This is a genomic window from Chryseobacterium sp. PvR013, assembly GCF_017833095.1.
Taxonomy (GTDB): Bacteria; Bacteroidota; Bacteroidia; order Flavobacteriales; family Weeksellaceae; genus Chryseobacterium; species Chryseobacterium culicis_A.
Map to the genome: position 1 here is coordinate 2,590,357 of NZ_JAFIBT010000001.1, position 19,672 is coordinate 2,610,028.

At 38.9% G+C, this 19,672-nt stretch carries 10 protein-coding genes, 2 tRNA genes and 3 rRNA genes; 2 read left to right on the top strand and 13 right to left on the bottom strand.

Going from position 1 to position 19,672, the window contains the following annotated elements:
* Window positions 1–265 precede the first annotated feature (265 nt).
* Both JOE44_RS11675 and JOE44_RS11680 read left to right on the top strand, forming a co-directional pair.
* Window positions 266–1,966, top strand: coding sequence for a hypothetical protein (locus tag JOE44_RS11675; protein WP_209785725.1), 1,701 nt, complete (start codon window positions 266–268; stop codon window positions 1,964–1,966).
* Between the two features lie 23 nt (window positions 1,967–1,989).
* Window positions 1,990–2,568 (top strand): hypothetical protein, encoded by a 579-nt coding sequence (locus tag JOE44_RS11680; protein ID WP_209785726.1) that lies wholly within the window; start codon window positions 1,990–1,992, stop codon window positions 2,566–2,568.
* Window positions 2,569–2,716: 148 nt separating this feature from the next.
* Here the strand turns inward: JOE44_RS11680 and JOE44_RS11685 are convergent, their stop codons facing one another.
* From JOE44_RS11685 to JOE44_RS11750, 13 genes are all read right to left on the bottom strand, one after another.
* Window positions 2,717–3,184: a hypothetical protein gene (locus JOE44_RS11685; protein ID WP_209785727.1), complete on the bottom strand. Its 468-nt coding sequence runs from the start codon at window positions 3,182–3,184 to the stop codon at window positions 2,717–2,719.
* Window positions 3,185–3,262: 78 nt separating this feature from the next.
* The gene (locus tag JOE44_RS11690; RefSeq protein ID WP_209785728.1) at window positions 3,263–4,978 is read right to left on the bottom strand and encodes an ATP-binding protein; all 1,716 of its coding nucleotides are present in this window, start codon (window positions 4,976–4,978) and stop codon (window positions 3,263–3,265) included.
* Window positions 4,979–4,984: 6 nt separating this feature from the next.
* On the bottom strand, window positions 4,985–6,094 hold the full coding sequence (locus JOE44_RS11695; RefSeq protein ID WP_209785729.1) for a sensor protein KdpD: 1,110 nt from the start codon (window positions 6,092–6,094) through the stop codon (window positions 4,985–4,987).
* Window positions 6,095–6,151: 57 nt separating this feature from the next.
* Window positions 6,152–7,237, bottom strand: coding sequence for a porin (locus JOE44_RS11700; protein ID WP_209785730.1), 1,086 nt, complete (start codon window positions 7,235–7,237; stop codon window positions 6,152–6,154).
* A gap of 66 nt (window positions 7,238–7,303) precedes the next feature.
* Entirely contained in the window at window positions 7,304–7,861 is a 558-nt protein-coding gene (gene kdpC, locus JOE44_RS11705) for a potassium-transporting ATPase subunit KdpC (protein ID WP_209785731.1), read from the bottom strand.
* Window positions 7,862–7,871: 10 nt separating this feature from the next.
* Complete coding sequence (kdpB, locus tag JOE44_RS11710) at window positions 7,872–9,911, bottom strand: potassium-transporting ATPase subunit KdpB (RefSeq protein ID WP_209785732.1); 2,040 nt, start codon at window positions 9,909–9,911, stop codon at window positions 7,872–7,874.
* 174 nt (window positions 9,912–10,085) lie between these two features.
* Complete coding sequence (kdpA, locus tag JOE44_RS11715) at window positions 10,086–11,780, bottom strand: potassium-transporting ATPase subunit KdpA (RefSeq protein WP_209785733.1); 1,695 nt, start codon at window positions 11,778–11,780, stop codon at window positions 10,086–10,088.
* 437 nt (window positions 11,781–12,217) lie between these two features.
* Window positions 12,218–13,540: a sigma-54 dependent transcriptional regulator gene (locus JOE44_RS11725; RefSeq protein ID WP_209785734.1), complete on the bottom strand. Its 1,323-nt coding sequence runs from the start codon at window positions 13,538–13,540 to the stop codon at window positions 12,218–12,220.
* Window positions 13,541–14,132: 592 nt separating this feature from the next.
* Window positions 14,133–14,240: ribosomal RNA gene (rrf, locus tag JOE44_RS11730) — 5S ribosomal RNA — on the bottom strand.
* Window positions 14,241–14,380: 140 nt separating this feature from the next.
* A 23S ribosomal RNA gene (locus JOE44_RS11735) occupies window positions 14,381–17,138 on the bottom strand.
* A gap of 204 nt (window positions 17,139–17,342) precedes the next feature.
* Window positions 17,343–17,416, bottom strand: a tRNA-Ala gene (locus JOE44_RS11740).
* Between the two features lie 97 nt (window positions 17,417–17,513).
* Window positions 17,514–17,587: transfer RNA gene (locus JOE44_RS11745), tRNA-Ile, on the bottom strand.
* A 213-nt stretch (window positions 17,588–17,800) separates the two neighbouring features.
* A 16S ribosomal RNA gene (locus JOE44_RS11750) occupies window positions 17,801–19,317 on the bottom strand.
* The 16S, 23S and 5S rRNA genes sit together here with 2 tRNA genes alongside, the layout of an rRNA operon.
* Window positions 19,318–19,672: the final 355 nt, after the last annotated feature.

Here is a 19,672-nt window from a genome sequence, read left to right on the forward strand (position 1 = left end):
TTATCGTAAATATAAAGAATAGGATGATATCAAGCTATTCCTACTTCTTAATTATAAACTATTCTAACAGCAATAACAACACTTCAGCTCATCAAAAATCATTTAATTCCAATGAGTATAAATTCCAGAAAAAGGAAAAAATTTTCAAAATTATAAAACGACATAATTTGTCGCAATGCAAGTTTATCTTTGTTGTATTGATAAACAAAATATAAAAGAGTTAATAAAAAAAGTTATTTTTACCACCTTTAAATAAAACAATCAAATGAAAACCAAATTTATTTTGTGGTTGTCATTATTGACAGCCTTTAATCTCATCTTTCATTCGTGTAGAACTGAAGATATGTATCAGGAGAATGAAAGACAAAAACAAGACCTTAGAGCTTCCGTATTAAGATTTCACGAAATCAGCAACAACACACCTCTCGTTCAAAAGGTCAAACAACTACAAACAGAACTATTTTCGTCCAAGAATCTACTGGGAAAAAACAATTCTATTTTGGATGGGGCTACTATTTCAACTGACAAGGTTATACTTGTAGAAAACGGCACTCAGAAAACCTATACATTTCCTGTAAAGAGAGCATCTAAAAGTTTTGGACTAGAAAATCTTGTACTCAAACAAAATTCCGATGGTACTTTTTCGGGAGTATTAATTCAGTATGACATTACCCCATTAGAAAAGGACCTTTTTGTCTTAGGTGAGGAAATTGACATGAAAAATAAAATAAAAATATTTGATATCAACAACCTTAGTCTTTCTCAAAGGGTAGCCACAGAAGCTATTGGATGTTATGTTATCACTTGGGAAACAGGAGTTTGTGGTTCCAGCGACCAGCATCAGTACGGAGAAGCATGCAATATGACAGGAAGTGAGGCAGCATCAGCTCCAGGAATTATTTCAATTGTAAATACATGTTCAGGGGGAGCAGGTGGAGCAGATACAGGAATCCCTTCTTATCCCAACCCTGATTCACCAGGTGGTAATACAGGAGGGTATGGAACACTTCCTTATTCTGATGACAGTGATTTGATGCTGGCAAAATATCAACAGTTTAGTAACATTTTTCATATTAATACGTATGGCTTTACTTCAACTTTAAGAACCAAGCTGTTTTATCTGTATCTTTATCAGTACGAAGACCAATATACTGTGTCTAAACTTTTAACTTATTTTGGTACAAAACCTGATATTTTGAATAATGCAGTAGATATGTTTACTGAAAATGCAAGTCTTAGCTGGGATGATTTTTATAATCAGTTTTTGGCTACACCTTGTGAGAAAACCAGCACAATGCTTAATAGACCAAATGTACAACAAGGTATTACCAATGTAAAAGCACAGGCACAACAAACTCTCAGCAATACGAACACAGGAGAAATAGGCTTTAAAGAGAAAAAAGATGGAACAGTTGTTCCTGCAGACGTAAACTCAGCTCATCAAGTAGTATTTAATGATACAACGGACGGCTATGGAGGATACCACAATCATACAGCATCGGGAATACACATGTTGTCACCCTTTGATATTGTTGATACCTTATTTGGATTTGCAGCAGCACAAAGTGTAAATGATGGTGTGGGAAATGCATATTTTGGAATGATAGCAGCGGAATGGTGTAATACTTGCCCTGGTGGAAAAAAAGAAATACATTATGTGATACGTTTTGCAGGTACAGGTACAGAATTAGGAAATTTTGTATATTCACCTGCGAAAATGGCTCAAATTACGAGCAAATACCTCAGAAAAGCAAATGAACTAACCAATACCAATTTAAATGGAAATACTTACAGGAATAGCGCAGGCGATTTGAATGAAAAAGGATTAGAAAAATTGTTTTTTGATACATTGACAAATATAGGAATTGACAACAAAGTACTCCTTCAACGTGTAGAGCCTAACGGGACAATATATAATGTAACGAAAGATAATAACGGTTTAATTACAGCAACCCCTTGTCCATAAATTAACCTTTAAAAAATAAAAAAATGAAAATAGTATATAAAATAGCTTTTATCCTAACAATGTTGAATATTATATCTTGTAAAGCTCAGCAGATTTTACCATTATTAACGTCAATAGATGATATTCCTAATTTATCACACTTAAAAGATACAAATAATGAACTTCAATCCTTTACAGGCACATACTCAGCTTCATATAATGGAAATCAAATCACTCTCTATATTTCTAAAGAAAATGATAAGTTATTTGATTTTGGAGATAAACAAATTTATATAGATGCTCTCACCATACGCTACACTGTTAAAAATTCATTGGGGGTAATTCTCCAAGATACTAAAAATAAAGTATTTCAGGATGATTTATTACATACAATTTACAGTCAATGGGTTACTGAGAATGGGACTAAGGCATTATTTAACTTTGCTGGTACCAACTGTCATGTTGGATGGGGTAAAATAATATTAAAAAAAGTTAATACTACACAACTTTCTTGGGAATATCGTCCAAATGATATTACAACAACTGAAAGTAAATGTCCTTCCACTTTAGACACAACTATTTATCTACCTGAAACAAAAGATTTGATTTTTACTAAACAGTAAATAAAAGATTGTTTTACATTTTAAATATTTAGCCTTGACTATTTTAGCCAAGGCTTTCTTCTAGCTCATTTTCCAGCGGACTCATCATGATATTTCAACACTTGTCTGCGTAATTTATTTTGTAATAATACGATCAACAATATCAGATTTATGCTTCTTTAATCAAAGCTTTCCGAAATAGCAAAATTTCGTCCTTGTTTAATCCTTCCAAAGAAATGGTACGTTTTGTATTGGGCATCCAGTCAGGATAAAGAATCAATTCCACATAATTATCATGGATATGAAACTCTCTCAGGACTTCCGGTTTTCTTGTATTTCTGCGATCTGATCCAAATCTCAGATTAATACACTTACCGGGAACAATGTAAAAATCTTTAGGAAACAAAAATATAGAATTCTGATTCATGAAAATTTCAAAACTACACCATTGAAATTTTTTACTATAGCTAAGACTTCCTTTACTTACTGAAACAATGGTACCATGGATATTTTTAAAAATTACTGCATCCGGCTGCTGATATTTTTCAATAATTTTATTTTTCTGGGTATAAAAGAAAACTCTTGAAATGATAAAAAATGCTATACCTGCCAATGGCAAATAGAAAAAAGGATCCATGAATTTAAAAGAATAGAATTACACGTTTTTGAATAAGAAAATCAGATATTTTCTGAATCAAAGATATAACAATAATCCTTATGAAACCGGCAGTCTGAAGTAAAAAGTACTTCCATTATTCAGAGAACTCTTCACTCCTATTTCTCCGTGTTGTTTCTCAATGAAGTTTTTTGAAATGGCCAAACCTAAGCCTGTTCCATTCTGATGTTCTCCGGGAACCTGAAAATAGCGGTCAAAGATCTGGCGGTGGTATTTTTCATCAATCCCGCTTCCGGTATCAATAATACTGAACTGAATCAATGAATTCAGTTTTTCTACCACGATCTTAATATTTTCATCCTGGAAAGAATGCTTTACGGCATTGGTTAGAAAGTTATTCATCACCCAGACTGTTTTATCAAAATCTGCTGTCACAGCATCACTATCTTCCAGCAGATATTCTGTACTGATGGAGATATTTTTCTGTTCGGCAAGCTTTTCAACATTTTTTACAGCGGTCTGTACAATGTCTTTAGGAGAGCATTTTTCCACTGTTAGTCTGATATTTCCGGATTCTACCTGGGAAAGATTAAGCAGCTCACCTGTAATATCCAGTAAACGCTGTCCATCTTCATTAATGCTTTTCAACAATTCCTGCTGTTGTTCGTTCAGTTCCCCAAATTTCTGATTTCCCAGAAGCTGTACGCCCATTTTTATTGCTGAAATTGGAGTTTTTAATTCATGGGAAATCGTTGCAATGAAGTTCGTTTTAGCGAAATCCAATTCTTTAAAAGGGGTAATATTTCTCAGCAAAATTACCTTTCCAATATATTTTTTTTCCTTTTCGCCGGTTTTAACAATATTGATGGGGATAACATCCTGTTCAAAATAGTTTTCTTTATTATCACGGACAATCTTGATAGGATCTTTTACCGGATGGTCTATATTTTTCAGCAGTTCACGTATCAGATCATTGTTGATGGCTACTTCATGGGCAGTTTTTCCAATAATTTCTTCCTTGTGAAGGTTCGTAATCTTCAAAGCTTCATCATTGATCATGTAGATAAAATGATTTTCATCCAGGCCAATCACCGCATCATGCATATTGTTAACCAATGTTTCGATCCGTTTTTTATCCATTAGTTGCTTGGAAAGTGTACTGCTCTCATACTCCTGAAGTTTCTCCGCCATACTGTTGAATGATTCTGCCAGGCTGTTGAATTCCTCACTTCCTTTAAAATGAACTCTTTCACTATAATTTTTATCAGCAATTTGTTTGATACTGAAGGTTAACTGATTGATTGGCTCTGCAATCGTTTGTGGTAAATTGAAAAGCAAAATAAAAGCAATCAGAAAGCACACCGTTCCTAAACTTACGATCCAGAACGTGGCATTTTCTGCTGTAATAATGGCAATATCACTCTTCCGTTCTATCCCTTTCATATTTAAAGACATAATCTTGGCCAGATCTTCACGGATGAGTTTCTCTTTATGAATATCAGGAGCTTTCAGATAGCTGTTGAAATGCAGATTCAGATTCTGAGTGGCTTCTTTTTCTCCGAATTCAGTAAGATTTTTTTCCTGAAGTTTATTATTTTTCTGAAAATCTGCTACCGCAACGGTACTGTCTGTACTGATATTATCCAGTGCCAGAAGCATATTTTTGGAAAACTCCAGACTGTTGTAATTGGCAGTAAGGATCTTTTCAGTATCGGATTTTAATTTATTAATATATACAGAACCTATCACTGAAAGCAGAACGATCAGCAGAAATAAAAGGCCAACGCCTAAGGTAAGTTTCGTTTTAAGTTTCATTATTTTTTAAGATAAAATAATAATATCTATCTGTCTCTCATTCAATCTGTTCATCAGAGTATAGATCCAGCTGTACCCCAACATCCGCTGCCAGAAACTGGCATGAGGCTTCCCAATGCAGACCGTTGTGATATTATGAGCAATCACATATTCCAGAATTCCGTTATGAACACTGCTTTCTTTGATCCGGACTACTTTTGCCCCTAATTCCTGTGCTAAATTAAAATTATTAATTAAATACCGCTGTTTATCGAGTGCAATTTTTTCCGGATTTTCTGAAGGTTTCTGAACGTACAAAACAGTCCATGGACTGTTATAGTAACTGGCTAATCTCGCTGTTTTCCTGATAATTGTTTTGGCAATCTTCTCATTACTGCTGATACAGGCAAGGAATTTTATGGGTTTAAAATTTTCGGTTTTAATCTCAGTTTCTACCTTCCTTTCAACATGGGTAGCTACTTCTTTTAAAGCCAGCTCACGAAGCTGGAGAATATGCCCACTCTGGAAAAAATTACTGAGAGCAGTCTGAATTTTTTCCTTTTTGTAAATCTTTCCTTCTTTTAAACGGGTCAGCAGTTCATCAGCCGTAAGGTCAATATTTACCACTTCATCGGCGAGTGCCAGTATTTTATCCGGAACCCTCTCTGCTACTTCTACTCCTGTAATTTTCTTTACCTCTTCATTCAGACTTTCAATGTGCTGGATATTCATGGCACTGATGACATTGATCCCATTATCCAGGATTTCCAGTACATCCTGCCATCTTTTTTTATTTTTAGAACCTTCTACATTGGTATGAGCCAGCTCGTCAACCAAAACGACTTCAGGATGTTCATTAATGATAGCCTGAAGATCCATTTCTTCAAGATTTTTTCCTTTATAAAAAACTGATTTTCTTTCAATTTGAGGAAGCCCCTCTACCAGAGCTTCGGTTTCTTCACGGCCATGGGTTTCAATATACCCAACCTTTACATCAATGCCATTTCGCAAAAGAGAATGTGCCTCCTGAAGCATACGGAAACTCTTTCCTACACCTGCACTCATCCCGATATAAATTTTGAATTTTCCTTTACGGGATTTCTGGATAAGTTCTAAAAAATCTTTTGCTGATGACATTGATTTTATTCTTTTTAATTTTACTTTAAACACCTTTAATCGTGGTTAAACTGATTTCTAAAACCAGGCTGCAAGGCTTGTTGTAATGAAGAAATTTCCTTTTTTAAATTCATCATTTTTTGCAAAAATGGCATCTTTCGCAGTAAAACCTCTTGCCTCTGTACGGAAAACCACATTTTTAAAGATCGCATAATCTACATTGAGAGAATATCCGAAAGTCTGAAATCCATTGGGAGTTTCTGTACTGATAATCACACCGTTTTTATCATTGTAATATTCTAATCTTCCCGCCAGTGCCCATTTGTTGTCAAACTGGAATTTCATGAGAACATTCGGGCTGTACCAGATGTTATACTGCTCGCTTCCTTTTGATTTCTGCTCTGCTCCGATATCAAATCCCAATACCGCTGAAAACTGTTCTGTCAGCTGGAAACTTCCATACAAATCATGGAAATAACGCATTCTTTTATCATCCTTTGCTTTATCATTCCCGATGAACGAGCTGCTGTTCAGGGTGATTTTATCATTGGGTTTATAAGTCACCTGATGTCCGAAAGAAATACTTTGGTTTCCTTCCGGTTTAGCGATACGTTGCCAACCATTCAGGACTAATCCGCTTAAAAACCATTTCCCGTTATCTGAGGTATAAGAAATTTTAGCACCTGTTTCAAAATAAGGAGAATTTTCTGCTGCAAAACTTCTGGTCAGGTTGATATTATCCTTTCCTATAGCACTTTCCCAGCCGATATGAGAGGGCATGATCCCTGCATCAATCCACAGGTTTTTATTTTTAGAAATTTTGATTCCGATATTCGCTTCATTTACATAACGCAATGCATTTTGTTCGGCAGCCATATTATCCTGGGCATAAGTTCCGGCCATTAAAGCTACATTGGCACGGAGATTTTCACTCTGATAGTTGGCTTTAACCAATCCCAGATTGAGGTTCATTTCATTATGCCTGTTATAGGAATATAAAAAGTTTTGACGCATATGATTACCCGGCTCATTAAAATCGTAGGTATAAAAGAGTTCTGCATAAGCGGAAAATGTAACTTTATTCCCTGTTTTCAATGAATCTGATGACTGTGCTTTTGTTAAAAATAATCCTAATAGTGCACTTATAGCTAAATATTTTTTCACTTTTATTGTAAGGTATGTGAATCATGTCATGGTTTAAAACCTTGACATGATTGATTATTAAATTTATTATTTTAATTGGTCTAAAGCAATATTAAGCTTCAGAACATTTACTTTTGATGGCCCGAAAAGGCCTAACAATGGCTTTTCAGTTTGATTATTGATTAAATTTTTGATCTGCTCTTCAGAAAGGCTTCTCACTTTTGCAATTCTCTTTGCCTGATACAAAGCTCCTTCTTCAGAAATATCAGGATCCAGACCGCTTCCACTTGCTGTCACCAGTTCTACAGGAACTTTTACACCTCCCATTTCAGGATTGTTCATTTTCAAAGTGTCAATTCTTTTCTGTACCGTTTCCAGATATTCTTCATTGCTTGGACCTTTGTTGCTTCCTCCACTTCCTGCAGCATTATAATTAACTGAGGAAGGTCGGCCATGAAAGTAATTTTCAGATTTAAATTCCTGTCCGATATTGGCATAAAACTTCTGCCCTTTATCATACACAATTTCTCCGTTTCCTTTGTTGGGAAGTATTTTAGAACCTCCGTATACAACAGCCAGATAAATACCTGTAACCACCAGCATTACAAGAGTTAATCTGAATGCTGAGACAATATGATTTTTCATTTTTTAAATTTTAATAAAATAAACTGATTACCAGATCAATGATTTTGATTCCAATGAACGGAACAATTACTCCGCCCAAACCGTAGATCAAAAGATTTCTTCTTAATAAAGCACTTGCACCAATTGGTTTATAAGCCACGCCTTTCAACGCCAGCGGAATCAAAAACGGAATGATGATCGCATTGAAGATAACAGCCGATAATATGGCGGTTTCCGGACTGTGAAGGTTCATAATATTCAGCTTCTGAAGGGAAGGAATAAAAGTGATGAAGAGCGCAGGAATAATGGCAAAATACTTTGCAACGTCATTGGCAATACTGAAAGTGGTCAACGTTCCTCTTGTCATCAGCAGCTGCTTCCCGATTTCCACAATTTCGATCAGCTTTGTCGGGTCATTATCAAGGTCTACCATGTTACCGGCTTCTTTCGCTGCCTGTGTTCCGCTGTTCATTGCTACGCCTACATCGGCCTGTGCCAGTGCCGGCGCATCATTGGTACCGTCACCCATCATGGCTACCAGCTTACCTTCCTGCTGTTCTTTTTTGATGTAATTCATTTTATCTTCAGGCTTGGCTTCGGCAATAAAGTCATCTACTCCGGCTTTTTCTGCGATAAATTTGGCAGTCAGGGGATTATCTCCGGTTACCATTACCGTTTTCACGCCCATTTTTCTCAGTCTCTGGAAACGCTCCTGAATTCCTGTTTTGATGATATCCTGAAGTTCAATAACGCCCCATACTTTTTCATTAACAGCAACTACAAGAGGAGTTCCGCCATTTTCAGAAATTTTGGTTACTGCGTCCTGGGTTTCCTGAGGGAAGATATTCCCGGCTTTTTCAGTCAGTTTTTTTATGGTATCATAAGCTCCTTTACGGATTCTTGTTTCTTCAAAATCGATCCCTGAAGTTCTGGTCTCTGCTGTAAAATCAATATAAGTAGGATTAGGAACCAACAAGTCTTCAGATTTCAAAGCGCTCAGTTCAATGATTGATTTTCCTTCCGGTGTTTCATCAGCTACAGAACTTAATGCCGAAGCTTTAATGAAATCTTCAAGCTGAATTCCATTAGCTGGATGGAATTGGGTTGCCTTACGGTTTCCAATAGTGATTGTTCCGGTTTTATCCAGCAACAGAACGTCAATATCTCCTGCTGTTTCTACAGCTTTACCACTTTTGGTAATCACATTCGCTCTCAGTGCTCTGTCCATCCCCGCAATCCCGATTGCAGAAAGCAGACCTCCGATTGTTGTCGGAATAAGACAAACGAAAAGAGATATAAATGCCGCTATGGTAATCGGAGTCTGCGCGTAGTCTGCAAAAGGCTTTAAAGTGAGGGTAACAATAATAAATGTAAGCGTAAATCCTGCTAAAAGTATAGTTAATGCGATTTCGTTGGGTGTTTTCTGTCTTGATGCTCCTTCTACAAGGGCAATCATTTTATCTAAGAAGGATTCTCCGGGTCTTGTTGTCACTTTTACTTTAATTCTGTCTGAAAGTACTTTTGTACCACCTGTTACAGAGCTTTTATCTCCTCCGGCTTCACGGATTACAGGAGCACTTTCTCCGGTAATTGCAGATTCATCAATGGTAGCCAGACCTTCAATGATCTCACCATCCATTGGGATCTGATCTCCGGCTTCACAAAGGAAAATATCCCCTAATTTCATCTCAGCAGACATTTTCAGCATTGTTTCTACCTGAAATCCGGGTTTGTTATCAACCACTAATTTGGCTGGAGTTTCTTCCCTTGTTTTTCTTAGGGTATCCGCCTGTGCTTTTCCTCTTGCCTCTGCAATAGCTTCTGCAAAATTGGCAAACAGAACCGTGAAAAATAAAATAATAAATACTAAAAAGTTATAGGAAAAGCTTCCCTGGCTTTTATCACCAGTAAGGCTGAACATGCTCACGATAAACATGACAACTGTTCCGACTTCCACCAGGAACATTACTGGATTTTTAAACATAATTTTCGGATTCAGCTTTACGAAAGACTGTTTGATCGCTTCGTTTACCAAATCTCTTTGAAACAATGTTTGTGACTGATTTTTCATTTTTTTGAAAGAGTTTATATCATTGTAAATCAATAATCACCATCAAGGTCTGCCAAATAATAAGGATAGATATGGATAATATTAAGTGAACGTTTCAGTAAGTGTCAGACTAGCTTCCTCAAACTTTAGCTTCCTTAATGGTTGAATATTGATTGTAATTTTTAATGTTCACATTTATTTTGAGAAATACTGGATCTGCTCTGCGATAGGTCCTAATGTCAATGCAGGAAAGAAAGATAGTGCTGCAATCAGTAGAATCACTGCCAGTGTCATAAATCCGAAAGTAGCTGTATCTGTTTTTAGGGTTCCGGAACTTTCAGGGATGTATTTCTTCTGTGCCAATAGTCCTGCAATCGCTACCGGTCCAATAATCGGAATGAATCTGGATAGTAACAGTACAATTCCCGTTGAAATATTCCACCAAGGTGTATTATCTCCAAGTCCTTCGAATCCTGATCCGTTATTGGCTGCTGAAGAAGTAAATTCGTACAGCATTTCACTAAAACCATGGAAGCCAGGATTGTTCAGTGTTTTTGCTCCAAACTCAGGTAAGTAAGCTGTTAAAGCTGTTCCTGCAAGAATTAAGAAAGGATGGAATAAAGCCACAATCATCGCGATCTTCATCTCTTTGGCTTCAATCTTTTTACCCATAAATTCAGGAGTCCTTCCTACCATCAGACCACTGATGAATACTGCCAGAATAATAAAGATGAAATAGTTCAGAATCCCGACTCCACAGCCTCCGTAGAAACAGTTGATCATCATCGCAAGCAGTTCATTCATCCCTGAAAGCGGCATTGTACTGTCATGCATAGAATTCACAGATCCTGTGGAAATAACTGTAGTTGCAATACTCCAATAACCAGATGAAGCACTTCCGAAGCGTATTTCTTTCCCTTCCATTGCTCCCAGACTGTTGTCTGTTCCCATTTGTGTAATCAGAGGATTTCCCGCTGTTTCATTCACAACATTCGGAATGGTAAGCGCCAGGAAACCAACGGTCATTACAGTAAAAATCACCCATGAAAGTTTTCTTTTCTTCAGATAAAAACCAAGGGCAAATACCAAAGCAAAAGGAATGATCATCTGAGTAACCATCTCTGTCATATTGGTGATATAATTAGGGTTTTCAAGTGGATGTGCCGAGTTTGCTCCGAAAAATCCACCTCCATTGGTTCCCAAATGCTTGATCGCAACAAATGCGGATACAGGACCTCTGGAAACATCAGCTTTCTGACCTTCCAGTGTTATGATGTGATCTTTCCCTTCGAAAGTCATCGGGCTTCCGTTGATGGAAAGAATTAAAGCAACAATTACACTTATTGGAACCAAGATTCTGATCATTGATTTTGTGAAAAAATCATAGAAATTCCCTAATTCTGTGCTTGTTTTTTCTTTAAAAGCTTTGAAAAGAACCGCCATTGCCGCCATTCCTGTTGCTGCCGTTACAAACTGTAAAAACATCAGATAAAGCTGGCTCAGATAGCTTACTCCTGTTTCTCCTGAATAGTGCTGTAAATTACAGTTAACTAAGAATGAAATGGTAGTATTAAAAGTCAGATCGGGCGACATATTCGGGTTTCCATCTGGATTTAAAGGAAGCCAGGCCTGATTCATTAAAAGAAGAAAACCAATGATGAACCAGATCAGATTAATGGCCAGCATGGCGTACATATTCTGTTTCCAATTCATCTGACGGGTAGGATTAATACCCGATATTTTATAAATTAACTTTTCAACAGGTTCAAAAACCGGATCAAGAAAAGTTTTTTTGTATCCATAAACATTAGCTATGTATTTACCTAAAAATATTCCTATAACTAACGTGACAGCAAACATTGCTATAATGCCTAAAATTTCTGTATTCATGACCAATTAAAATTTTTCAGGTTTAATTAAAACATAACAGATATACACAAAGGCAAGTATTGAGAGGAAAAATAAACTCCACATAATTTATATTCTATCAAAAAATTCAACTGATTTATATAAAAGCCAAAACAATACTGCGAAAAGCAGAATTAAACTTATAAGCATCATATCTTAATCATTAGGGTTAAAAGAGTCAGTAATACATACGATACAATCAGCAGACTAAAAGTTGAATGCTCCCGTTTTTTAAACGTTTTTCTTGAAATTGTCATTTTTAAATATTTTATTCAGAGACTATATGCCAAAAGAAAGTCCACTTTAAAATAAAAACATTTAAACAATTGAAATAAAAACACTTACAACAAAAACACAACATCTGCTAAAACAAAAAAGCCTATCAAAATGATAGGCTCTTTATTAAAATGATAAAAGATTTATTTTAATCCGTATTCTTCCAGTTTACGGTATAATGTGGCAATACCAATCTCAAGTAGACGGGCTGCTTCTGCTTTGTTCCCTTTTGTATACTGCAAAACTTTCTGTATATGTATTTTTTCCAGTGATCTGATACTTAAAGAATCACTTTCTTTAGTATTTTTTTCAGAATAATGAGGAAGACTTTCTGCATCCAGAATATTGTTATCCATTAAAATCAAACTCCGTTCTACAGCGTTTCTCAACTCACGGATATTCCCTTTCCAATCATTTTTCTCTAAAGCTTTATAATAATCCGGATCAACCTGAACAGAAGACAGGTGAAGTTTATGTGAAAAAATATCAACAAAGTTCTTCGCAAGTGCCTTCAGATCTTCTTTTCTGTCTCTTAAAGCCGGAAGAGTGATCTCAAAGACGTTCAGTCTGAAATAAAGGTCTTCTCTAAAATTACCCTGCTTTATTTCACCTTCCAGATCCCTGTTGGTAGCTGCAATTAATCTAAAATCGGATCTTGAAACTTTTGTTTCCCCCATTTTGATGAATTCCTTGGTTTCCAAAACTCTGAGTAACTTCGCCTGAAGTTCTATAGGCATTTCACCAATTTCATCCAAAAACAAAGTCCCTCCGTTAGCTTCTTCAATCAATCCTTTTTTATCCTTTATCGCCCCTGTAAAAGCCCCCTGTTTGTGGCCAAAGAGCTCACTTTCAAGAATCTCTTTACTAAATGCAGAGCAATTGATGGCCACAAAACTATTCTTCTTTCTGTCACTGCCTTCATGAATAGCACTCGCAAAAACCTCTTTACCAGTCCCTGTTTCTCCTGTAAGAAGAACTGCTGCATCCGTTAGAGCCACTTTTTCTGCCAGTTTTTTAGCTTGTAAAATTAAAGGTGACTTACCAATAATCTGGTCAAAACCTTTCGTTACAATCTGCTGAACCATCCTTGACTTGTTGTCTTTTACCTTGTCAAGAGCCTTATACACCAATGGAATTATTTTCTCATTATCATCACCCTTCACCAGATAGTCATAGGCTCCATTCTTCATAGCTTGCACTGCATCAGTAATATTACCGAATGCTGTCATCAGGATAATTTCCAGCTGAGGATATTTGGCTTTAATAGACTTAACCAGCTCTACCCCAAAAGCATCAGGAAGGCGCACATCGCTCAGAACAACATCAAATTCATACTGCTCCAGCATCGTCATAGCAGAACGTGCAGTAGAAGCTTCTTTTACATTAAAATTTTCTTGGGAAAGGATCATTCCTAGGAGTTTAAGGAGCTTGATCTCATCATCGATGATCAGAATATTTCCTGACATTATAATTATTTTTGGAAAACTCCTACAAACTTATTGAATTTATTCCAGTAAAACTCGTTTATACAGGGAAATAGTTTGGTAAATAACAACAAGATATTTCAGGAGCTGTTTCCCGCTATTCATTCATACTCCTCGCGCCTGCACGCTCCCACGCAAGCTGCGGGGTAACCATTGCTATCGGGGCTAGGAGAAAGTCAATTATGAATTATAAGTTATAAATTATGAGTTTTGGGATCCGATTTAAGAATGATCAGTTTTATATCGTGAGTTTTAATAGTTCCGATTATGTCATTCCGTAGGAATCTAGCCACATTTATTAGAGTCTAAAGAATAATTCAAAGGATAAACTACAGAATTTTAAATGGATTGTTTAGACTTCTACGGAGTGACAATAGTGTTGGGTAGAGATGAGTAATGAGTAATAGGTAATAAGTAATGATAGCATACGTTGGATATTACTTATTACTCATTGCTGATTGCTGATTATTTATGTTGGGTTGGGATTTGTACGGTAAGCAGGTAGCTATGGGGATAGTATACAACAAAAAAAATCCTTTATCATCAGATAAAGGATTTTTAAAAATAAAATAAAAACTGGCGGCGGCCTACTCTCCCGCGTTAGCAGTACCATCGGCGCTGGTGGGCTTAACTTCTGTGTTCGGAATGGGAACAGGTGAGCCCCACCGCTAAAACCACCCTAAAGGTTGTATATAAGAGGTTAGAGATTAGTACTTAGAGATTAGTAAAAACTAACTTCTAATATCTAGATTCTAACTTCTATTTTATCGATAAAAACTTTCACAAAGAGGTAACCTTGCTGCACTTCCGTGCGCCATATCAGGCTATAAATCTACGGGTAATTAGTACTACTTGGCTATGACATTACTGTCTTTACACCTATAGCCTATCAACGTCGTCATCTCCAACGACCCTTAAAAGATGTCTCATCTTGAGGCGAGTTTCGCACTTATATGCTTTCAGTGCTTATCTCTTCCAAACGTAGCTACTCAGCAGTGCACCTGGCGGTACAACTGATACACCAGAGGTTTGTTCAATTCGGTCCTCTCGTACTAGAATCAAGCCCTCTCAAACATCTAACGCCCGCAATAGATAGAGACCGAACTGTCTCACGACGTTCTGAACCCAGCTCGCGTGCCACTTTAATGGGCGAACAGCCCAACCCTTGGGACCTTCTCCAGCCCCAGGATGTGACGAGCCGACATCGAGGTGCCGAACCTCCCCGTCGATGTGAGCTCTTGGGGGAGACTAGCCTGTTATCCCCGGAGTACCTTTTATCCTATGAGCGATGGCCCTTCCATACGGAACCACCGGATCACTATGTCCTGCTTTCGCACCTGATCGACTTGTAGGTCTCACAGTCAAGCACCCTTATGCCATTACACTCTACGCACGGTTACCAAGCGTGCTGAGGGTACCTTTGAAAGCCTCCGTTACTCTTTTGGAGGCGACCACCCCAGTCAAACTACCCACCACGCAATGTCCTTCTAAAAGAAGTTAGGCTCCAAGTAAGTAAAGGGTGGTATTTCAACGTTGGCTCCACAAACACTAGCGTGCCTGCTTCAAAGCCTCCCACCTATCCTACACATTACTTACTCAAAGTCAATACGAAGTTATAGTAAAGGTTCACAGGGTCTTTTCGTCCCATTGCGGGTAATCGGCATCTTCACCGATACTACAATTTCACAGAGCTCATGGTTGAGACAGTGCCCAGATCGTTACACCATTCGTGCAGGTCGGAACTTACCCGACAAGGAATTTCGCTACCTTAGGACCGTTATAGTTACGGCCGCCGTTTACTGGGGCTTCAGTCAATGCCTTCGGTTTAACCCTAAGCACCTTCCTTAACCTTCCAGCACCGGGCAGGTGTCAGACCCTATACTGCATCTTTCGATTTTGCAGAGTCCTGTGTTTTTGATAAACAGTCGCCTGGGCCTCTTTACTGCGGCCACCATTGCTGATGGCGTCTCTTCTCCCGAAGTTACGAGACTATTTTGCCTAGTTCCTTAACCATGATTCACTCTAGCACCTTAGGATTCTCTCCTCGACTACCTGTGTCGGTTTTGGTACGGGTTGCTTCACTTCGGCTTTTCTTGGAAGCACTTTCCCTACAGCAGCTTCGCCCGAAGGCTAGGCCTTGACTATTCCGTCAGTCTCCAGTAAGTACGGCACTCCGTCCCCTTTTTAGTGTGAGCAAGTATGGGAATATTAACCCATTGTCCATCCACTACCCCTTTCGGGTTCGCGTTAGGTCCCGACTAACCCTCAGCTGATTAGCATGGCTGAGGAAACCTTAGTCTTTCGGTGAGCGGGTTTCTCGCCCGCTTTATCGTTACTTATGCCTACATTTTCTTTTCTATCCGCTCCACAATACCTCACAGTACTGCTTCGGCGCAAATAGAATGCTCTCCTACCAGATGTATCTAAAATACAAATCCATAGCTTCGGTAATATGTTTATGCCCGATTATTATCCATGCCGGACCGCTCGACTAGTGAGCTGTTACGCACTCTTTAAATGAATGGCTGCTTCCAAGCCAACATCCTAGCTGTCAATGCAGTCCAACCGCGTTGCTTCAACTTAACATATATTTTGGGACCTTAGCTGTTGGTCTGGGTTCTTTCCCTCTCGGACATGGACCTTAGCACCCATGCCCTCACTGCCGTAGAACATTTATTAGCATTCGGAGTTTGTCAGGAATTGGTAGGCGATGAAACCCCCGCATCCAATCAGTAGCTCTACCTCTAATAAACTTATATACGACGCTGCACCTAAATGCATTTCGGAGAGTACGAGCTATCTCCCAGTTTGATTGGCCTTTCACCCCTACCCACAGGTCATCCGAAGACTTTTCAACGTCAACCGGTTCGGTCCTCCACTCTGTGTTACCAGAGCTTCAACCTGCCCATGGGTAGATCACAAGGTTTCGCGTCTAATCCTACTAACTATACGCCCTATTCAGACTCGCTTTCGCTCCGGCTCCTGTACTTAATACCTTAACCTCGCTAGTAAAATTAACTCGTAGGCTCATTATGCAAAAGGCACGCCGTCACACCATATAGGTGCTCCGACCGCTTGTAGGCGTACGGTTTCAGGTTCTATTTCACCCTTCTATTCGAAGTGCTTTTCACCTTTCCTTCACAGTACTTGTTCACTATCGGTCTTTCAGGAGTATTTAGCCTTGGAGGATGGTCCCCCCATATTCAGACAGGATTTCACGTGTCCCGCCCTACTCATTTATCATCCAAATATGCCTTTCGAGTACAGGATTATCACCTTCTATGATTGTTCTTTCCAGAACATTCCTCTAAACATATAAAGACTTTTGGGCTAATCCGCTTTCGCTCGCCACTACTTACGGAATCTCTTCGATTTCTTTTCCTCCGGGTACTTAGATGTTTCAGTTCTCCGGGTTTGCTCCTCCTAAGAGGTGACTGGTCTTCAACCAGCCGGGTTGCCCCATTCGGACATCTGCGGATCAATTCGTGTGTGCCAATCCCCGCAGCTTTTCGCAGCTTACCACGTCCTTCGTCGCCTCTGAAAGCCTAGGCATCCGCCATACGCCCTTAACGATTTCTTTCCTAATATTTAAATTAGTTCAGTATTTTTTGATAAACTCTCGTCTATCGATATTTTTATAAACTCGGCACTCGAAAGTGCTCGGTTATCTCTTTGTGATGTCTTTACCGTTAATGTCAATGATCTTAATGTCTTCTTGTCCGCTTAATGAACAGATATTGTTTTTGGCTCTATCCGTAACTTTTAAATTAAGCTTTCAAAACTGTGGAGAATAAGGGAGTCGAACCCTTGACCTCCTGCGTGCAAGGCAGGCGCTCTAGCCAGCTGAGCTAATTCCCCTCTAGTAGAAATTGTAAATTCTAGATTATAAATTTTAAATGAAACATGCGTTATAATCTAAAATCTATAATTTATAATCTATAATCCCTTCAATTAGTAGTCTCGGGCAGGCTCGAACTGCCGACCTCTACATTATCAGTGTAGCGCTCTAACCAGCTGAGCTACGAGACTTCATTATTAATTTTAAATTTTAAATTGAAAATTTTAAATGATTATTTAAATCTAAAATCTATAATTTATAATCTAAAATCTCTCTATCCCTTTACTAATTTCTAGTGGGTTTTGTATTTTTATATAGCAACCAAACAAAAAACTAAAGCTTGAACTTTAAGTAAGTACTGTATCTTACGATACTAATTTTGTTTATCGTCTAAAGACGCTCTAAAATGAGATGTTCCAGCCGCACCTTCCGGTACGGCTACCTTGTTACGACTTAGCCCTAGTTACCTGTTTTACCCTAGGCAGCTCCTGTTACGGTCACCGACTTCAGGTACCCCAGACTTCCATGGCTTGACGGGCGGTGTGTACAAGGCCCGGGAACGTATTCACCGCGCCATGGCTGATGCGCGATTACTAGCGATTCCAGCTTCATAGAGTCGAGTTGCAGACTCCAATCCGAACTGAGACCAGCTTTCGAGATTTGCATCACATCGCTGTGTAGCTGCCCTCTGTACTGGCCATTGTATTACGTGTGTGGCCCAAGGCGTAAGGGCCGTGATGATTTGACGTCATCCCCACCTTCCTCTCTACTTGCGTAGGCAGTCTCACTAGAGTCCCCAACTTAATGATGGCAACTAGTGACAGGGGTTGCGCTCGTTGCAGGACTTAACCTAACACCTCACGGCACGAGCTGACGACAACCATGCAGCACCTTGAAAAATGTCCGAAGAAAAGTCTATTTCTAAACCTGTCATTTCCCATTTAAGCCTTGGTAAGGTTCCTCGCGTATCATCGAATTAAACCACATAATCCACCGCTTGTGCGGGCCCCCGTCAATTCCTTTGAGTTTCATTCTTGCGAACGTACTCCCCAGGTGGCTAACTTATCACTTTCGCTTAGTCTCTGAGCCCAAAAGCCCAAAAACGAGTTAGCATCGTTTACGGCGTGGACTACCAGGGTATCTAATCCTGTTCGCTCCCCACGCTTTCGTCCATCAGCGTCAGTTGTTGCTTAGTAACCTGCCTTCGCAATTGGTGTTCTAAGTAATATCTATGCATTTCACCGCTACACTACTTATTCCAGCTACTTCAATAACACTCAAGACCTGCAGTATCAATGGCAGTTTCACAGTTAAGCTGTGAGATTTCACCACTGACTTACAGATCCGCCTACGGACCCTTTAAACCCAATAAATCCGGATAACGCTTGCACCCTCCGTATTACCGCGGCTGCTGGCACGGAGTTAGCCGGTGCTTATTCGTATAGTACCTTCAGCTTCCCACACGTGGAAAGGTTTATCCCTATACAAAAGAAGTTTACAACCCATAGGGCCGTCGTCCTTCACGCGGGATGGCTGGATCAGGCTCTCACCCATTGTCCAATATTCCTCACTGCTGCCTCCCGTAGGAGTCTGGTCCGTGTCTCAGTACCAGTGTGGGGGATCACCCTCTCAGGCCCCCTAAAGATCGCAGACTTGGTGAGCCGTTACCTCACCAACTATCTAATCTTGCGCGTGCCCATCTCTATCCACCGGAGTTTTCAATTTCAAATGATGCCATTCAAAATATTATGGGGTATTAATCTTCCTTTCGAAAGGCTATCCCCCAGATAAAGGCAGGTTGCACACGTGTTCCGCACCCGTACGCCGCTCTCAAGATCCCGAAAGATCTCTACCGCTCGGCTTGCATGTGTTAGGCCTCCCGCTAGCGTTCATCCTGAGCCAGGATCAAACTCTCCATTGTATGTTTGTCTGACTCACTCAAAGTTTTTTAACGCTTTAGTTTTTCCTTACTTGGTTGTTATATTGTATGTCAATGATCTTTATATCTTTCGCTTTGTAACGAAGCAATCTCTCTGTCAGTGTCGCTCCGTATTTGCGAGTGCAAAAGTAAAAATTTATTTCTTAATGACCAAATGTTTTTGAAGAAAATTTTAAAGTTTTTTAAGTAACCTTAATCTCTCCCAAACCCTCAATCATCCTACTCCTGCGCTCCCTGTAATTGGGACTGCAAAGATACAAACTCTTTTTAAACCCGCAACTCTTTTTAATAAAAAAATTAAAGTTTTTTGTTTGTCTCTTTTTGAAGTATCATATTG

Bases quoted from the DNA above. Each gene is read 5' to 3' on its own strand.
- JOE44_RS11675 (WP_209785725.1), top strand. From the start codon at position 266: ATGAAAACCAAATTTATTTTGTGGTTGTCATTATTGACAGCCTTTAAT.
- JOE44_RS11680 (WP_209785726.1), top strand. From the start codon at position 1,990: ATGAAAATAGTATATAAAATAGCTTTTATCCTAACAATGTTGAATATT.
- JOE44_RS11685 (WP_209785727.1), bottom strand. From the start codon at position 3,184: ATGGATCCTTTTTTCTATTTGCCATTGGCAGGTATAGCATTTTTTATC.
- JOE44_RS11690 (WP_209785728.1), bottom strand. From the start codon at position 4,978: ATGAAACTTAAAACGAAACTTACCTTAGGCGTTGGCCTTTTATTTCTG.
- JOE44_RS11695 (WP_209785729.1), bottom strand. From the start codon at position 6,094: ATGTCATCAGCAAAAGATTTTTTAGAACTTATCCAGAAATCCCGTAAA.
- kdpC (WP_209785731.1), bottom strand. From the start codon at position 7,861: ATGAAAAATCATATTGTCTCAGCATTCAGATTAACTCTTGTAATGCTG.
- kdpB (WP_209785732.1), bottom strand. From the start codon at position 9,911: ATGAAAAATCAGTCACAAACATTGTTTCAAAGAGATTTGGTAAACGAA.
- kdpA (WP_209785733.1), bottom strand. From the start codon at position 11,780: ATGAATACAGAAATTTTAGGCATTATAGCAATGTTTGCTGTCACGTTA.
- JOE44_RS11725 (WP_209785734.1), bottom strand. From the start codon at position 13,540: ATGTCAGGAAATATTCTGATCATCGATGATGAGATCAAGCTCCTTAAA.